Raw genomic sequence first — 15,945 nt, 5'->3', positions numbered from 1 at the left:
TTACAAACTTAAAGGCCGTCTGAAACCCTTTCGGGCTTTCAGACGGCCTCCGTGTATCAGAATACTGCCAAACCGTCAGACATAGCGGCGCGCTTCGCCTTGTCCGTCGATATTGTCGGCGCAGCGGGCGCAGATGGTTTCATGTCCGGCAACCGTTCCAACATCAGCAGTATAGTGCCAGCAGCGTTCGCATTTCTCTCCGCCGCTCACGCGAACGTCCACAGCCAGCTCTGCGCCCGTTTGAACGTCGGTACGAGAAACCAGCAGGGCAAAACGCAATTCTTCGCCTAAAGCTTCAAGCGCGGCGGCCAATTTCTCCGGTGCGGTCAGCGACACTTCAACCTGCAAGGAAGAGCCTACCGATTTGTCGACGCGCAGCGGCTCGATGGCGGCAGTAACCGCATTGCGTGCTTCGCGGACTGCCTGCCATTTTTTCACCAACTCTGCTTCGCTGGCGACGGGCATTTGCGGGAAATCGTGCCAAGTGTGGAACAGCACGCTGTCTTCCTCGCCGCCGCCGATGATGTCCCACGCCTCTTCGGCCGTGAAACACAAAATCGGTGAAATCAGCAGAACAAGGCTGCGGGTGATATGGTAAAGCGCGGTTTGCGCGCTGCGGCGGGCATGGCTGCCCGCTTTGGTCGTATAGAGGCGGTCTTTCAGAATATCGAGGTAGAATGCGCCCAAATCTTCCGAACAGAAAGCTACGATGTCTTGCACGGCAAAGTGGAAGGCATAGCGCGGATAGTAATCGCCGGCCAGTTTTTCCTGCAATTTGCGCGCCAGCACCAGCGCATAGCGGTCGATTTCCACCATATCGGCCTGCGGCACGGCATCTTCAATCGGGTTGAAGTCGCTCAGATTGGCCAACAGAAAACGCAGGGTATTGCGCAGGCGGCGGTAGCTTTCGGTCACCCGTTTCAGGATTTCTTTGGAAATCGCCAGCTCGCCGCTGTAATCGGTGGCTGCAGCCCACAGGCGCAGAATATCGGCACCAAATTCGTTATACACTTCTTGCGGCGCAACGACGTTGCCCAAGGATTTCGACATTTTTCTGCCGTTTTGATCGACAACGAAACCGTGGGTCAAAAGCTGCTTGTAAGGTGCCCGCCCCAAGGTTGCGCAGCCTGTCAGCATGGAAGACTGGAACCAACCCCGGTGCTGGTCGCTGCCTTCGAGATACAGATCGGCAGGCCAAGCCAGCTCTTCGCGCTGCTTCAAAACAGAATAATGAGTGGAACCCGAATCAAACCATACATCCATGGTGTCGGCCAGTTTTTCATACTGCTCGCAGTCTTCCGGACTGAGCAGCTCGCTTTTTTCCAAGGCAAACCATGCTTCGATGCCTTTTTCTTCGATGCGCTTAGCAACAGCTTCGAGCAACGCGGCAGAATCGGGATGCAGTTCGCCCGTTTCTTTGTGCACAAAGAACGTCATCGGCGTACCCCAAAAACGCTGGCGGGAAACCACCCAATCGGGGCGGCCTTCAATCATGGCCTGCAAACGCGCCCTGCCCCAAGCAGGAAAAAACTCGGTGTCGTCCACCGCCTGCAATGCCTTGTTGCGCAGGGTTTTGCCGTCTGCTCCGTTTTTGTCCATGCCGATAAACCATTGTCCGGTAGCACGGTAGATCAGCGGGGTTTTGTGCCGCCAGCAGTGGGCGTAGCTGTGTTCGATTTTGCTGTCGGCAAGCAGGCGGCCGTTTTCCTGCAACCATTCGACAATCACAGGGTTGGCTTCCCATACGCTCATGCCTTCCACACGCGGCGTACCCGCGATATAGCGCCCTTGGGCATTGATGGGATTAATCATTTCGATGCCGTATTTGAGGCAGACAAAATAGTCTTCCAAGCCGTGGGCGGGCGCGGTATGTACCAAACCGGTACCGGCCTCGGTGGTGACATGGTCACCATTGAGCATCAGGATATCCCGTTCTAAAAACGGATGGTTCAGATGCAGGTTTTCGAGCTTCCCGCCCGTGGTTTCGGCCAGCACTGTGAGGCCGTCTGAAAAACCGTAGCGCACCAAAGCTTCTTGTGCCAAGTCTTTGGCCAAAACGATTTTACCTTTCGGCGTATCAATCAGTTGGTAAACAATATCGACGCCTGCGGAAACAGCCTGGCTGGCAGGAAGCGTCCACGGAGTGGTTGTCCAAATCACGGCAAAGGTTTCACCCTCGATTTGGTCCAAGCCGAAAGCAGCCGCCAGTGCCGCATTGTCTTTGAACAAATACGCCACATCGATGGCCGGGGAAATTTTGTCTTTGTATTCGACCTCGGCCTCGGCCAGCGACGAGCCGCAATCCAAGCAGAATTGGACGGGCTTTGCGCCACGATAGAGATAACCTGCTTTGTAGATTTCGCCCAAAGTGCGCACTGTATCGGCTTCTGTTTGGTAATCCATAGTCAGATAAGGATTATCCCAATCGCCAAGCACACCCAAACGGATAAAGTCCTTTTTCTGGCGTGCGATCTGTTCGGCTGCATAAGAGCGGCAAAGCTCGCGAAACTTGGCTTTGGGCATATCGCGCCCGTGCAGTTTTTCCACCATCACTTCAATCGGCAGACCGTGACAGTCCCAACCCGGCACATAAGGAGCATCAAACCCAGCCAGCGTTTTGCTGCGCAAAATAATGTCTTTCAAGATTTTATTGACGGCATGACCGATATGAATATCGCCGTTGGCATAAGGAGGGCCGTCGTGAAGAATAAATTTAGGACGGCCTGCGCTAATTTGGCGCAGCTTCTGATAGCGCTTCTGTTCGTACCAACTTTTCAGCCATGCGGGTTCGCGCTTGGCCAAATCGCCGCGCATGGGAAACGGCGTATCCAATAAATTAACGGTTTTGCGGTAATCGGTCATGTTTTATTCCGGTTTTGTATTGAGTCGGATTAGGACACGGCCTTTTATGGTTAAAAGGCCGTCTGAAAAAGAATGTTCGCATTGTAGCGGAAACAGAAGGCGATTATAAGGTCAGGAAACGGCCACTTTTTATTCTTTATCCGTCTGTGGTAAGGTAGCTGCCGTATATATATGGGCAGGCCGTCTGAAAATCGATTTACTGAGGTCACATGCTTTCAGACAGCCTTGACAATAAAAGAGCCTGCTTTCGCAGGCTCTTCAATTTCATCCAATCATCAGATTAGAACTTGTGACGCAGTCCAACCAAACCAGCAGTTGTTTCGGTTTTGTTGTCTTTTTTACCAGCACGCAACCAACCAGCTTGTGCGAAAGCAGTAGTGCGTTTGGAGAAGTCGTAGTCAGCACCTAAAACAACTTGGTTGTACTGAGTATGTGCTTTGTCATCTTTAGAGAGACCTTTGCCTTTAGCTTTGAAGCCGTGAGCATAGGAAACGCGCGGAGTAACGTTACCCATAGTGTATGCACCAGTTACGGCAACTTCATGAGTTTTCAAACCAACAGTTTTATCGGAACTAGCTTCATTAGCATCGTACTTTTCATTGCTTGCCAATGCAGCTTTATAGCTCTTTAGGCTATCCCAGCCGTTGGTATATTGGTAAGCAGCACCGACAAACAGATTATTGGCATCGTAGCCAGCTTCAACACGGTGAGCCTGGCCGGATTTGCTTTTACCATTAGCAGTTACATAAGCAGATTTTTTGTAACCGAAACCATACTGAGCAAAGAAACCAGCATTTTCATAGTTCAAACCAGCATAGTAAGCTGCATTGTCTTTTGCATTATCATCACGACCGGAAGTCGGGTTACGAACACCGCGAACAGTATTTACAGCATTGTCACGCGGACTGAACTGTACGTTTGCACTGAAACCTGCAAATACGGGGCTGTCGTAACGGACGGAAACAATTTTCTGACCGGTACGGGTCAACATACCCAAACCCAAAGCATTGTTGGAGTATTCCCATGCATCAACTTTGTCCATATCGTCCAGTTGAGTCGGGATTTTACCGGCGCGGATAGTACCGGCAGTAGTTTCCAAACCGATGTAAGCTTGGCGGTTACCCCAGCCTGCATTATTGCCTGCTACGGAAGTTTTAGATTCAACTTTCCAAATTGCATTCAGGCCGTTACCCAAGTTTTCATGACCTTTGAAGCCGATACGGGAACCGAAGTCTTGAATCTGGGTTTTAGTATGACCTTTGGATGTTGTTTGACCCTTAGTAGTTTGTTTTACACGTGCAGTCTCAACACCGGCTTTGATAGTACCGTACAAAGTCACGTCTGCCATTGCAGCAGAAGACAAAGCGGCCAAAGACAGAGCAATCAGAGTTTTTTTCATTGCTGTATTCCTTTTCTATGTTTAAGAAAATCAGGCAGAACCGGATGACTCCGATTAAGCTGTTGCGTCGACCACCCGAATCGGGTGATTACATGACTGCTAATATAAATGCTCCGCTGTAAAAAAACAAACTTTATTGCCCTTTTGTCAGACGGATGCGGCAAAAAAGTGTGGGATTTATCCAACAGATTTTAATTTATTGCTGAAATTTCATTTTGTTATCTGTTTATCAGCTTTCAGTCGGCTCAACCGTAGGCGTTTTGCCGATTTGTTGCCTTGGTACGCTTTAACCGCAGGCAGTCAGAAAACTCCGTTCAAAAGGCCGTCTGAAACCACGTCCTTTATTTTATAAAGGCTGGGTATTTCAGACGGCCTTTCGCTCAAGGCGGCACGGTCAGCGGCATTTGTTGCGGCTTAGTCTGCCATAGCTGCCGACGATGTTTTGGATGGCTTTTGCATCGGCATCGTTGACGGTCATAAACGTCACCTGCATTTTTGCCACGCTCTGCCCGCCCGAGCCTGCGGAATTGATTTCACGCAGCTGCCCGCTGAAACCCGCGCCCTGCAAACGGGACAGCAGCGCCTGCGCCTGCGCACGGTCGGCGCGGATGCCGACGCTGATTCCACCTTCCATCAGAACGGTATTAAAGCCTTTTTCCTGCAATGCCTGCATTTGGCTGCCTGCGTCAATCTGTATCGGCGTCCACACGGCATAGGTGGTTTTGCTTTTCGGCGCTTCGCGGCGTTCGACGGTCCGGTTGGCAGCGTGCGGCCATTTTGCCAGCAGGCCTTTGATGCGGTGGTAATCGTCTTCGGGCATGGTGACGTTGGCTGTGGCCGTGCATTGTCTGCCGCCTGCCGCCGACGGTGCGGACTGTTCGCCGCCGTATGAACCGCCGCTGTCGGCAAACCCTCTGTTTTGCCGGTTACGGCGATCGGCTTCTTCCCTAGCAAGGCGGCGTTTGTTTTCTTCCTGCCATCTTTCGCGCTCGGAAATGCGTTTGGCAACGTCTTCTTCCGTATCGGTGGGTTCGATGAATACGTCTTGTGCGCCGCCGTTGTCGTGCAGCCAGTCGCCCGAAGCGGGAGCGGATGCGGGGCTTTCAGACGGCCTTATGCCGCCTTTTGGTTTGACCATAGGCTCGGCCAGCGAAGCCGAGGTCTGCGCCAGTTTCTCGCCCGCCGCTTTACGCCGCGCGATCATTTCGGCTTCCTGTTCAGCGGCGATTTTATGGAGTGTTGTGCCGCCGAATACGATGAGGTTAAGCGCAACGAGCGCAAAAAACAGCCATTTCATTCTTGTCCTACCCAGCTTGACAGTCCGTAGATAACGAGGTTGTCCACGACTTTGATATTGTTTTCCGAGGCGAAGGCCTGCGGCATGGCTTGCGCCACTCTGGCCGCTCCGCCTCCCGTGATAACGATGTCGACAGGTTTTTCCCGCCCCACTTTTTCTTTCAAACGGCCGTGCATCAATATGATGGCGCCGCATACGGCATCCATCATGCCGCCCGCCAGCGCGTTGGGGGTGGTGGTGGGAAAGGGATATGCGCGGCCGATGGGGCGGTTGAGGTTGGCGGTTTTCTGTGCCATCGCTTCTTTCATCAGATGGAAACCGGGCATGATGCTGCCGCCGAGATAGTGGTTGTCGTCGGTGAGGGCGTCGATGGTAACGGCTGTTCCGCAGCTGACAACCACGCAGGCATTGGTGCTGAACATACGGCTGCCGAGGGTGTTGAACCAGCGGTCGACACCGTGTTCCGCAGGATTGCGGTAGTGGTTGCGGATGCCGAGCGCCTGCGCCATTGAGGACAGCCAGCTTACCGGCCTGCCCAGCTGCGCTTCCACCAGTTTTTTCTTTTCCGCACCGCATACGGCGCTGCCGACGATAACGGCATCTCCGCTGCCTTCCTGCCGCCAAGCGTCGCCCAGCGGGTTCAAATCGCGGTAGGGCGCGTTTGATACGGCGCCGAGCCTGCCGTTTTCCAGCCACGCCCATTTCAGACGGCTGTTGCCGCCGTCGAGCAACAAATAACGGCGCGGAGCGTTTTCCAAACGTACGGGATGGCGGCGCAGGCTGATTTCACCGCAGACAATCTGTTTTTCGCCCTCTGCCGTTTGCAGGCGCAGCGCCCCCTGTTCGGTCACCCCTGCCACGATGCCCTCTTCCAGCGCCTGTCCGTCGAGCAGCAGGCGGACGTATTGCCCGTGGTCGCGGTTGGCTTGCGAATAGTTGGCAAGAAAGGGGGCAAAGCCGTGTTCGGCAAAACACGGCAGCACATCGGCCAGCTCTTTTGTTAGTGCTTGCAACAATGTGTCTGCGGCAGGCGGCGCGGTTTTACAGACGGCCTGAACCGAGGCGGCGTGCTCCACCTCTTTGGGCAGGACGAAATTCAAACCGATGCCGATAACGGCAGCCGTTTTGCCTTCGGCGCGGACGGTTTCAATCAGAATGCCGCCGAGCTTGCCGTCTCCCGCCACCAAATCGTTCGGCCATTTAACCTGCGCGGCGACATTCAGCTTGGCAAGTGCGTTGCGGCAGGCCAGCCCCACCACCAAGGACAAGGCGCCCAGCTGCGCCTGCGGCATATCGAACACCCAACCGAAGCTGAATGTCAGGCATTCGCCGATGCGGCTGTGCCAGTTGCGCCCCTGCCTGCCGCGCCCGTGCGTTTGTTCGTGCACCAGACAGAGGCGGCGGTGGACGGAGGCGATATTCTGTTTGGCCTGCGCAAGTATGACATCGTTGCTCGACGGATGGCTGTGCAGCAGTTCGACGGAAAACCCGGGCGCGGCGGCGGCAAGGCTCTGCGCAGAAAAAACCGCCAGCGGTCGGATAAGGCGCCAATAGCCGTCGTGCTGGCGCAGCAGGCCGCGGATATGGCCGGGCATTTTCAGCCACAGGCCGTTGAGCTGCTGCGGCTTCTCGCCGACTTGCCGCGCCAGTTGGGAGACATGTTGCGGCAGGCCGTCTGAAAGCGCGGCCAACAGCCGCCAATGCGCCTCCTGCATTTTATTTTTGCTCCGTTTGGCGGATTTTCGCCAGCGTCTGCGTGGTGGATGTTTGGTGCAGGAAGGGAATGGAAAACACTTTGCCGCCGCGCGCCAGCGTTTCTCCCGCACCGACGATTTTTTCCACCGGCCAGTCGCCGCCTTTGACCAATATGTCGGGTTTGATCAGTTCGATCAGCTCGGCAGGTGTATCCTCGTCAAACCAGGTCACCAAATCGACATCGGCCAAAGCCGCCGCAACGGCCGCGCGGTTGGCCAGCCCATTAATCGGGCGGTCGCCACCCTTGCCCTGCCGCCGCACCGAAGCATCGGTATTCAAGGCCAGCACCATCGCTGCGCCGGTTGCGCGCGCCTGCGCCAAATAAGTGACATGCCCTCTGTGCAGGATGTCAAAACAGCCGTTGGTGAACACCAGCGGGCGCGGCAGTTCGGCTATCCGCACCGCCAATTCTTCGGGCGGGCAGATTTTTTGTTCAAACGCGGGCAGAGGCCAAGTTTCCATGTTTTTGCTCGGGCGGAAGAAAAGCGCAAATCATACCGAAAGCATGGGATAACGGCAACGGAAGCAGCCTTTGCCCGCCCTGCGTGCGCAGCTGCGGCAACTGTTTTCAGACGGCCTTTGCACCCGAAACAGCGGGAAACAGAAAACCCGTTTCTTTACTTACAGAAACGGGTTTGTATGCTGGGGTGGCTGATGGGGCTCGAACCCACGACAACCGGAATCACAATCCGGGGCTCTACCAACTGAGCTACAGCCACCACAAAAAACTTTAATTTCAAAATCTGCCGTTTTGGCGCACCCGACAGGAATCGAACCTGTAACCGCCCGCTTAGAAGGCGGGTGCTCTATCCGGTTGAGCTACGGGCGCATCAACTTTTTCGGGCTTTGTTTTCTGTCGGGAATCTGGTCGGGGCGGTGGGATTCGAACTCACGACCCTCTGCTCCCAAAGCAGATGCGCTAACCGGGCTGCGCTACGCCCCGACGAGAAGACGCGCACTATACAGGCCGTCTGAAAAAGCGTCAAGCAAAAGGCGGCGTATTTTTTCAGACAGCCTGTTTAACCCTTATTTCCGCAACGCATTTATTTTCTTTCAGACGGCCTTTTCCGCGCGTGAAAAGCACTGCGGGACATGACATAATGCGCGCTTTTCCATCCGCACAAACGAAAGGTTTCCCGATGTCCGCACAACTTATCGACGGCAAAGCCGTATCGCAGCAACGCCTGTCCGCATTGGCGGAGAAGGTTGGCGAACGCAAACGCAAAGGGCTGCGTGCGCCCTGTCTGGCTGTGGTTCTGGTCGGTTCCGACCCCGCCAGCCAAGTGTATGTACGCAACAAAAAAACCGCCTGCGCCAAAGTCGGTTTCGAGTCGCTTTCTTACGAGCTGCCCGCCGATACCGCAGAGGACGAACTTTTAAACCTGGTAGACAAACTCAATGCTGACGAAGCCGTGGACGGCATCCTCGTCCAGCTGCCGCTGCCGCCGCAAATCGACAGCCAGGCCGTGCTCGAACGCATCGCGCCGCACAAAGACGTCGACGGCTTCCATCCCTACAACGTCGGGCGGCTGGCGGTGAAAATGCCGCTGCTGCGCCCCTGCACGCCCAAAGGCGTCATGACGCTGCTGGAACACTACGGCATCAAGCCCGAAGGCAAAAAAGCCGTGGTCGTCGGCGCGTCCAACATCGTCGGCCGCCCGCAGCTTTTGGAACTGCTGCTCGCCCGCGCCACGGTCACCGTCTGCCACAGCAAAACGCAAAACCTCGCCGCCGAAGTGGCGCAGGCCGACATCGTCGTGGCCGGCGTGGGCATACCGAACTTCGTCAAAGGCGCGTGGATCAAACCCGGCGCGGTAGTGATCGACGTGGGCATCAACCGCTTGGACGACGGCTCGCTGTGCGGCGACGTGGAATTTGCCGCCGCAGCCGAACGAGCGGCGATGATTACCCCCGTTCCCGGCGGCGTCGGCCCGATGACCATCGCCTCCCTGCTGGAAAACACCTTGCAGGCCGCCGAGCTGCACGATTGCAACGGAACCGCGGCCTGATTCGGGGAACAGCCGATGAAACCATCTAAATCAGGGCAATCACATCGTCAAACCGAACACTTTGTTTGCCAAAAAAACGATGAAAGAGGCCGTCTGAAAATGCCAACCGCCCTCCCGCGCTGCCGTATCCGCTGGCACGACCCAACCCGCCCGCAGCCCTATGTTTCCCGCCTCTACACCCAGCTTCGCCCGTCCGACAGCAAAGACGCGTGGAGCGTGGTGTTTGAGTTTGACGAAGGGCACACGCCATACGAGCAGAACGCCCAATCATTTATCGCCGACCGCGTGTTCTTCCTCGTCGAAACCGCGCCGCACCACCTGCTGCAAGCGGGTTTCGCCTTCCCCTTTATGGACGGCGGGCGCGAAATCGGCGTCTGCACCATTGAAACGGCCTGACTGCTTTAAGCCGTTCCCGCCTGTGCGGAAATGACGTCTCCGAAAGCGGTTTTTGTGGGGAGGTGTTAGTTTTGTCACAGAGTAGCAAGAACAAAAAACGAAGAAAAATTTAAGGAAAACAAAAAAATGGCCGAAAACAGGCCGAAAATTGGAATTGCAAAAAAGCGCGAAAAAACTGCCTATTTTTTAGCAGATTCGCGCTTTTTTTGTCACGGAACTGTCAGAAAGCCGTCAATTGCTGATACCGCAGTCCCACAGGTAGCGGCCGTATATTTCGAAGTAATGGTCTTCGGAATGGGATAAGTCTAAGTCGAAGGTGGGATACAGCCCTTTGTTGGGGTTGTCGCTGATGATACGGAAAACAGAGGGGGCGATTTTTTGCAGGCGTTTTACTTTCAGCTCGTTATCCTGTCTGAACAGATAGATGCCTTCGTTGACAAACTCGGCGCAGGCCTGCCAGAGCACCGTTCCGCGGTCGATGATGGTGGGGAACATGCTGTCGCCTTTGATTCGCGTGCAGAAACAGTTTGCCGGGCGGACGCCCAGATGGTCGAAGAACGAGGCTCTGAACCACATGGCTTCGGTTTCCACGTCCCACACGATGCTGCCCGACCCTGCGCTGGCGAACACGCTTGTGTGGTAGCGCACGGGCACGATGCCGGCGGTACTCTGCCGCGCCGACCATTCCGGATACTCTTCAATCATCTGCCGCATAGACAACGGCACGGCGGGCAGGCGCGCGTTTTCCCGGCTGTCTGCCCTCTCATTATACATAGGCTTTGCCTCAGGCTTCCCGCTGCGGGCGGCCTTTTCTTGCAGCAGTACATCGAGCACGCCTTTTTCTTTTAATTCCTCAATAACATAGTTCGGAAGTGTGTAGATTCTCTTCACGCCTCCTTTGCCTCCTTGCGTTTCGGCTTCTTGAAACGGCCAGCTTTCACGTTCTACTTTGTATTGAATTGCCCGCTTCGTTGCGGGAAGGCTTCTCAATTTAAAATTACCAACAAAATCATATATTTCAGCAATGCTGAATTTCAAACTATTCATTTCCAAGTTAAACCTCCAATCATAGAAATAAACTTAGAAATTAATTGTCTTTAAATAACAATCTATTACAGCGAAACATGGAAATATCTTGGAAATTCATGTTGCGAAAAAATTTCTAAGTTCTATAATGTCCACACATCAGGAAACGGAACTTTAAACATTCTACCTGAATTTGAACGCTTGCTCTTTAACAACTTGGAAAAGCCAAAAAGCGGGTATTTGTCCCGCAGAAATGGAGACTATTGAACAGGCCGTCTGAAACAGTCGGACGGCCGATTGAGTGGTTTCGTTTTTTTTTTAGAAAGGAAAGGTATGCATCCTGAATTGATATATGCGGAAATAAAAATGCGCGGTAAGTCTTTGACAGAATTGGCGGTTGATTATGGGTTAGACCCTACAACCGTTATGAAAGCTTTGAAAAAGCCAAGTTTGGCGGGGGAAAAAGCAATTTCTGACTTTTTGAATATCCCGCTGCACAAGCTTTGGCCGCAACGATGGACAGTGGACGGTCGACGGATACGTCCCCGCTGGGCGCACTTATATATTAAGGAAGAAGCGGCATGAAAAATTATTTTTCAATTTCCGAGCTTCTGGAAATGAACTTGGAAAATCTTCCAAGAACGGTTCGCGGGCTAACTTATAAAGCCGATCGTGAAAAATGGATTTGGAAAACATCATCCGATAAACAAGGAGGTCAGGGCGTCAAAAAACTCTACGCCCCGCCCCCTGAAATCCTGAAAAAAATCCAAGCCGTGAAGCTCAATCGGGCGCTGGCAGATACGGGGGTGGAGATAGCGGCCGCCCCTGCCGCCATGCCGCTGCCTGTCACGGTATCCGACCTGCCTGCCTCTCCGGCTGCGGCTGTTCCGGCAGTTTCAGACGGCCTTTCCGCCGCTGCCGCATCTTGGTTATCGAGCACCGCCACCGAGGCGCAGCGCAACTGCGAAGCGGCGCGGATGGCGGTGTTGCGGGAAGTGGAAAAGCTGATGGCGGATACGGGGATGGGTAAAGAAGCCGTGATTACCTCTTTGCTGGTGCAGGCGAAAACGGAAGAGCAGCCGCGGCTGGCCAATATGTTCCGCCTTGCCTGCGACAAACGCGGCGGTTCGGACGGTCTGCCAAGCCAGCGCACAGTAGAACGCTGGTTTGCGCAGCGCGAACGAAACGCCCTGATACCGCAGCTGCGTGTACCGGATATGAAGATGCCGCCGTGGCTGCCGCTGTTTATGCAGTATTACAGCCGCCCGTCCAAGCCCAGCGCGGCGGATGCCTACCGGCTGTTTCTGCCCGAGCTGGCGCGGAAAATGCCCGACGTATCCCCGCCGAGCATCCATCAGGTCTACCGCGCCTTGGAAAAAATCGGCAACGTAACCCGCGAAATCGGCCGCATGGGCGATCGGGAGATTAAGAACATCAAGCCGCATAAGACGCGCAAGTTCTGGCATCTCAAACCCGCCGACGTGTACACCGCCGACGGCCACACCTTCGACGCAGAGGTGCTGAATCCGTTAAGCGGCAGGCCGTTCCGCCCCGAAATCACTACGGTGGTAGACGTTGGGACGCGCCGCTGCATGGGCTGGAGCGTGGGGCTGGCGGAAAGCGCGCTGACGGTGTTGGAAGCCCTAAGCCATGCCAGCCGCAGCGCCATCGGCGCGGTGTGGTATGTCGACAACGGCAGCGGTTTCAAAAACGCGATGATGACCGACGAGGCCACGGGGCTGATGGGGCGGCTGGGGATGACCATCCACCATGCCCGCGCCTACAACTCGCAGGCCAAAGGCGCATCCGAGCGCAGCCATAATATATTCACCCGCGCCGCCAAACGCCTTCCGACCTATGTCGGCAAGGATATGGACGCGGAGGCGCGCAAAGCCATGTTCCATTGGACGCGCGGCGAAATCAGGCTGCAGGGCGGCATCATCAACGCGCCGATTCCGACATGGGACGGCTTCAAGCAGTACATCGAAGCCGTGATTGCCGAATACAACGATATGCCCCACCGCGCCCTGCCGCAGATTTACGACGCCGACGGCAAAAAACGCCATATGACGCCGAATGAGTTTTGGGCAGTAAAAACGGCGCATTTCGGCCAACCGCCGAAAGTCGCGCCCGAAGACGAAGGCCTGCTGTTCCGCCCGCAGGAAATGCGCACCGTGTCGCGCGGCAAAATCTCCTTGTTAAACAACACCTATTTTGCCGCCGAGCTGGAAGAGTTCCACGGCGAACGCCTGCGGGTCGGCTACGACGTGCAGGACGCAAGGTGGGTGTGGATATATGACGATGAAGGCCGTCTGATTTGTAAGGCCGAATGGGAAGGCAACGCCACGGCCTATATGCCGCAGAGCTACATCGAGCAGGCGCAGGACAGGCGCAACGATGCCGCCCTCAAGCGCAGCGATACCCGCCGCGCCAACATCCTTGCCGAAAAGCGCACGCCTGCCTTGGAACATCAGGAAAGCGTGTCCATCGGCGGCATGGTGTTGGATTTGAACAGCCTGCCGCAGTTCGGCGAATTGCTCGAAGCGGAAATCTTGCCCGAACAAGCGGAAACGCCGCCCGTATCACAGGCGGCGGCAGAAGATAAAGGGTGGAAAGTGCCGAGCGACAAGGCCGAACGCTACGCCCTCTACTGGCAGATAAAGGACGAGCCGAATTTGCCCGAAGCGGCGCAGCGTTTCGTCCGCCGTTACCCGAACAGCGCGGAGTTTCGCGGGTTTAGTGGTGTTTTTGAAGAGAAAGCAGGATGATTTTTTTGAACTTTTTAAAGGAGTGAAGCAGTGAAAGAGCAAAATCGAAGAGAAAGCATCCGGATGCCGGACACGAAACCCTATCTGCCCAAAGAAGAGCTGGCAGAAATAGAGCGGCACCGACAGGAACGGATGCGGGAGCGGGTAAAGGTACGGAGGCAGCAGATTATCGATGTTTTAACTCGCCGATGACGAGGTCGTAAATATATTCGGTTGTGCCGCGTCCGCCGTGGCCTTCGGGAATCGTGTCGTCCAGTTGGTTAAGTAAGGATGAAAAATCCGACCTTTCCAGCCTGCCCGATTCAATATCGCGGCAAATCAGGCGGGCGATAATACGCATCAATCCTTCAAGTTGCTGGTCTTGATCGATAATTTTCGTTTCCAAGTCCGCAAGGCGGTACAACAGTTCTTCTTCTTTCATTTTCAGACGGCCTTTCAGGTCAAAGCACAAAAAAAAATGTGCGCGGTAGCCGCCGCGCACGGTGTCAAACAAGGCTTGCTTTAACGGAGTAAGCTGATTTAACGGAGCAGATTTTAAATGAAAATAGCCAAAATCACCAATATTGCGCTGGCCAATGCGGCGATGGCGCAGCTTGTCAACCGTCAGGACGGCCTGCCCGGGCTTGGCGTGCTTTACGGCCCCTCGGGCTACGGCAAAACCACCGCCACGGTGGCCGTCGCCAACCAAACGCGCGCCTATTACGTCCAGCTTCGCAGCGCATGGACGCGAAAAACCTTTATGGAAAAGGTGTGTGTCGAGTTGGGTGTGGAAAAAGGCCGCAACACGGCCGAATGTTTGGACAACATCTGCGCCCGACTGGCCGCTTCGCAACGCCCGCTGATTATCGACGAGGCCGACTATCTGGTGACCCGCAGCGGCATGGTCGAACTGGTGCGCGATATCTACGAAGGCAGCCAGTCGCCCGTCCTGCTGGTCGGCGAAGAGCTGATGCCCAACAAGCTCAAGCGTTACGAACGCTTCCACGGCCGTGTTTTGGCGTGGATACCGGCGCAGCCGGTGAGCAAGGCCGACGCGCAGGCGTTGGCGCAGGTATACGCGCCCACGGTCAGCATCGCCGACGAGGTGATCGACAAGCTGCTGGCCGTGTCGCACGGCTCGGTTCGCCGCGTGGCGGTCAACCTGGTTAATCTGGCCGAACTGGCCGACACGCAGGGCTGCGACGAAATCACCCTGTCCACCCTCAAAGAAGCGAAAGGTTTTGACTTCTACTCGGGCGAAGCCCCGGCACGGAGGCGGCCATGAGGGGGCAGGCAAGGGAAAAACTGTGGCGGTTTTTATGCGGCAGCGGCGTCTGCACGATACGCGAAGCGGCGGCAGCATGCGGCATCCCGTTTAAGACGGCCTACCACTACTTCCGCCAGTGGGAGCAAAACGGCAGCGTACGCGCCGACGTGCAAAAGTATTACCGCATCGTGGAAAAACGCGCCGAAGCCCCGCGCCTGCGCCAAGACGGCAGCGAAATCGGCGAAAGCACGGCCTCGGTGATATGGCGCACCATGAAAATCCTACACACCTTCACCCGCGACGAGCTGCACGCCCATGTTGCGATCACGCACCCGACAGGCAGGGCGGCCGTTACCCGCTATGTCCGCTTTTTAAGCAGGGCGGGTTATCTGCGCAGCGCGGGCGGGCAAAGACTGGCGCTGGCCGCCAATACCGGCCCACTGCCGCCGCACGTTGGCGAAGACGGCACGGTATACGACCCCAACACCGGCAAAACGGTGTTTAGAGGGAGGGCGGCATGACCAGAAAGCCCGTCACAAAACAGCCCTATATGGCCGAAAACTGGTTTGCGGTGCTGAAAGCGGAAGTGGAACGCAGCAACCTGCGCGATGTCGGCGCGGCAATCGGCTACAGCAAAACGTCTTTAAGCATGATATTGCGCGGCACTTATCCCGGCAAAACCGACAACGTGGCCGCGGCCGTGGAAAAAAAACTGTCGTCCTACCGCTGCCCGCACAGCGGCGGGCAGGTATCCGCCACCATCTGCCGCAGCATCGCCGACGAGCCGCCGCCGACCCACAACCCCATCAAAATGCAGCAGTGGCGCGCCTGCCAAAGCTGCCCGAAACGGCCGAAAAAAAAGACAAGCCCTTGATACGTCAATAATTTTTTTGCCTATCGTTTTAGATAAACATATGTTTTTAAAGGATTTTAAGATGAACAGCGAAATCAGACTGAGGCATTGGATAGGCGGGGCGCTGATTGCTTTGGCCGTATCCGCCGCCCCCTCCTGCGGCCTGCAACCGGCCAAAGCGCAGACAGTCCGCGTTATGCGGCAGGACATCCCTGCCCCGCCCGGGTTGGCCGCACCCGTCAAAGAAGACGCAATGAGCCTCGGCATAGACCCGCCGATGCCTTACGAGCCGACCGACGAAGAGCTGGCGGCAATGGGATACAGATTTTGAATC

At 55.5% G+C, this 15,945-nt stretch carries 15 protein-coding genes and 3 tRNA genes; 8 read left to right on the top strand and 10 right to left on the bottom strand.

Annotated features, from left to right (window positions below):
* Positions 1-75 precede the first annotated feature (75 nt).
* From ileS to ACLD9W_RS00595, 8 genes are all read right to left on the bottom strand, one after another.
* A complete protein-coding gene (gene ileS, locus ACLD9W_RS00630) occupies positions 76-2,862 on the bottom strand; it encodes an isoleucine--tRNA ligase (protein WP_410840211.1) in 2,787 nt (928 codons plus the stop codon).
* 280 nt (positions 2,863-3,142) lie between these two features.
* A complete protein-coding gene (porB, locus tag ACLD9W_RS00625; RefSeq protein WP_410840210.1) occupies positions 3,143-4,261 on the bottom strand; it encodes a trimeric porin PorB in 1,119 nt (372 codons plus the stop codon).
* Positions 4,262-4,655: 394 nt separating this feature from the next.
* Positions 4,656-5,558: a hypothetical protein gene (locus ACLD9W_RS00620; RefSeq protein ID WP_410840209.1), complete on the bottom strand. Its 903-nt coding sequence runs from the start codon at positions 5,556-5,558 to the stop codon at positions 4,656-4,658.
* A complete protein-coding gene (locus ACLD9W_RS00615) occupies positions 5,555-7,273 on the bottom strand; it encodes a bifunctional biotin--[acetyl-CoA-carboxylase] ligase/type III pantothenate kinase (protein ID WP_410840208.1) in 1,719 nt (572 codons plus the stop codon). Before ACLD9W_RS00615 ends, ACLD9W_RS00620 begins: the two co-directional genes overlap by 4 nt.
* A 1-nt stretch (position 7,274) precedes the next feature.
* Positions 7,275-7,775, bottom strand: coding sequence for an adenylyltransferase/cytidyltransferase family protein (locus ACLD9W_RS00610; protein ID WP_410840207.1), 501 nt, complete (start codon positions 7,773-7,775; stop codon positions 7,275-7,277).
* A gap of 181 nt (positions 7,776-7,956) precedes the next feature.
* Positions 7,957-8,032, bottom strand: a tRNA-His gene (locus ACLD9W_RS00605).
* A gap of 33 nt (positions 8,033-8,065) precedes the next feature.
* A tRNA-Arg gene (locus ACLD9W_RS00600) sits at positions 8,066-8,142 on the bottom strand.
* Between the two features lie 36 nt (positions 8,143-8,178).
* Positions 8,179-8,256, bottom strand: a tRNA-Pro gene (locus ACLD9W_RS00595).
* A gap of 196 nt (positions 8,257-8,452) precedes the next feature.
* Between ACLD9W_RS00595 and folD the strand changes: the two genes are divergently transcribed.
* The gene (folD, locus tag ACLD9W_RS00590; protein ID WP_410840206.1) at positions 8,453-9,322 is read left to right on the top strand and encodes a bifunctional methylenetetrahydrofolate dehydrogenase/methenyltetrahydrofolate cyclohydrolase FolD; all 870 of its coding nucleotides are present in this window, start codon (positions 8,453-8,455) and stop codon (positions 9,320-9,322) included.
* Positions 9,323-9,421: 99 nt separating this feature from the next.
* Entirely contained in the window at positions 9,422-9,718 is a 297-nt protein-coding gene (locus tag ACLD9W_RS00585) for a hypothetical protein (RefSeq protein ID WP_410840205.1), read from the top strand.
* 231 nt (positions 9,719-9,949) lie between these two features.
* On the opposite strand, the gene ACLD9W_RS00580 is transcribed toward ACLD9W_RS00585, so the two are convergent.
* Complete coding sequence (locus tag ACLD9W_RS00580; protein ID WP_410840204.1) at positions 9,950-10,609, bottom strand: helix-turn-helix transcriptional regulator; 660 nt, start codon at positions 10,607-10,609, stop codon at positions 9,950-9,952.
* A gap of 432 nt (positions 10,610-11,041) precedes the next feature.
* Here ACLD9W_RS00580 and ACLD9W_RS00575 point away from each other — a divergent pair, with 432 nt between their 5' ends.
* Together ACLD9W_RS00575 and ACLD9W_RS00570 are read left to right on the top strand one after the other, a co-directional pair.
* Entirely contained in the window at positions 11,042-11,329 is a 288-nt protein-coding gene (locus ACLD9W_RS00575) for a helix-turn-helix domain-containing protein (protein WP_410840203.1), read from the top strand.
* A complete protein-coding gene (locus ACLD9W_RS00570; RefSeq protein ID WP_410840202.1) occupies positions 11,326-13,512 on the top strand; it encodes a Mu transposase C-terminal domain-containing protein in 2,187 nt (728 codons plus the stop codon). Before ACLD9W_RS00575 ends, ACLD9W_RS00570 begins: the two co-directional genes overlap by 4 nt.
* Before the next feature lie 166 nt (positions 13,513-13,678).
* Here the strand turns inward: ACLD9W_RS00570 and ACLD9W_RS00565 are convergent, their stop codons facing one another.
* Positions 13,679-14,005: a hypothetical protein gene (locus ACLD9W_RS00565; protein WP_410840201.1), complete on the bottom strand. Its 327-nt coding sequence runs from the start codon at positions 14,003-14,005 to the stop codon at positions 13,679-13,681.
* Positions 14,006-14,050: 45 nt separating this feature from the next.
* Here ACLD9W_RS00565 and ACLD9W_RS00560 point away from each other — a divergent pair, with 45 nt between their 5' ends.
* The 4 genes from ACLD9W_RS00560 (at position 14,051) to ACLD9W_RS00545 (ending at position 15,942) form a co-directional block, all read left to right on the top strand.
* Positions 14,051-14,776 carry an AAA family ATPase gene (locus tag ACLD9W_RS00560; RefSeq protein ID WP_410840200.1) on the top strand — a complete coding sequence of 242 codons (726 nt, stop codon included), beginning with the start codon at positions 14,051-14,053 and terminating at the stop codon, positions 14,774-14,776.
* Positions 14,773-15,279 carry a hypothetical protein gene (locus ACLD9W_RS00555; RefSeq protein ID WP_410840199.1) on the top strand — a complete coding sequence of 169 codons (507 nt, stop codon included), beginning with the start codon at positions 14,773-14,775 and terminating at the stop codon, positions 15,277-15,279. Before ACLD9W_RS00560 ends, ACLD9W_RS00555 begins: the two co-directional genes overlap by 4 nt.
* Entirely contained in the window at positions 15,276-15,632 is a 357-nt protein-coding gene (locus tag ACLD9W_RS00550) for an XRE family transcriptional regulator (protein WP_410840198.1), read from the top strand. Before ACLD9W_RS00555 ends, ACLD9W_RS00550 begins: the two co-directional genes overlap by 4 nt.
* 61 nt (positions 15,633-15,693) lie before the next feature.
* Entirely contained in the window at positions 15,694-15,942 is a 249-nt protein-coding gene (locus ACLD9W_RS00545) for a hypothetical protein (RefSeq protein WP_410840197.1), read from the top strand.
* Positions 15,943-15,945: the final 3 nt, after the last annotated feature.

Source organism: Neisseria sp. WLZKY-1 (genome assembly GCF_046546535.1).
GTDB lineage: Bacteria > Pseudomonadota > Gammaproteobacteria > Burkholderiales > Neisseriaceae > Neisseria.
Note: the sequence above shows the minus strand (reverse complement) of the source record. Positions and strands in the feature narration are given on the sequence as shown.

Bases quoted from the DNA above. Each gene is read 5' to 3' on its own strand.
- ACLD9W_RS00585 (WP_410840205.1), top strand. From the start codon at position 9,422: ATGCCAACCGCCCTCCCGCGCTGCCGTATCCGCTGGCACGACCCAACC.
- ACLD9W_RS00610 (WP_410840207.1), bottom strand. From the start codon at position 7,775: ATGGAAACTTGGCCTCTGCCCGCGTTTGAACAAAAAATCTGCCCGCCC.
- folD (WP_410840206.1), top strand. From the start codon at position 8,453: ATGTCCGCACAACTTATCGACGGCAAAGCCGTATCGCAGCAACGCCTG.
- ACLD9W_RS00615 (WP_410840208.1), bottom strand. From the start codon at position 7,273: ATGCAGGAGGCGCATTGGCGGCTGTTGGCCGCGCTTTCAGACGGCCTG.
- ACLD9W_RS00550 (WP_410840198.1), top strand. From the start codon at position 15,276: ATGACCAGAAAGCCCGTCACAAAACAGCCCTATATGGCCGAAAACTGG.
- ACLD9W_RS00570 (WP_410840202.1), top strand. From the start codon at position 11,326: ATGAAAAATTATTTTTCAATTTCCGAGCTTCTGGAAATGAACTTGGAA.
- ACLD9W_RS00555 (WP_410840199.1), top strand. From the start codon at position 14,773: ATGAGGGGGCAGGCAAGGGAAAAACTGTGGCGGTTTTTATGCGGCAGC.
- ACLD9W_RS00620 (WP_410840209.1), bottom strand. From the start codon at position 5,558: ATGAAATGGCTGTTTTTTGCGCTCGTTGCGCTTAACCTCATCGTATTC.
- ACLD9W_RS00560 (WP_410840200.1), top strand. From the start codon at position 14,051: ATGAAAATAGCCAAAATCACCAATATTGCGCTGGCCAATGCGGCGATG.
- ileS (WP_410840211.1), bottom strand. From the start codon at position 2,862: ATGACCGATTACCGCAAAACCGTTAATTTATTGGATACGCCGTTTCCC.
- porB (WP_410840210.1), bottom strand. From the start codon at position 4,261: ATGAAAAAAACTCTGATTGCTCTGTCTTTGGCCGCTTTGTCTTCTGCT.
- ACLD9W_RS00545 (WP_410840197.1), top strand. From the start codon at position 15,694: ATGAACAGCGAAATCAGACTGAGGCATTGGATAGGCGGGGCGCTGATT.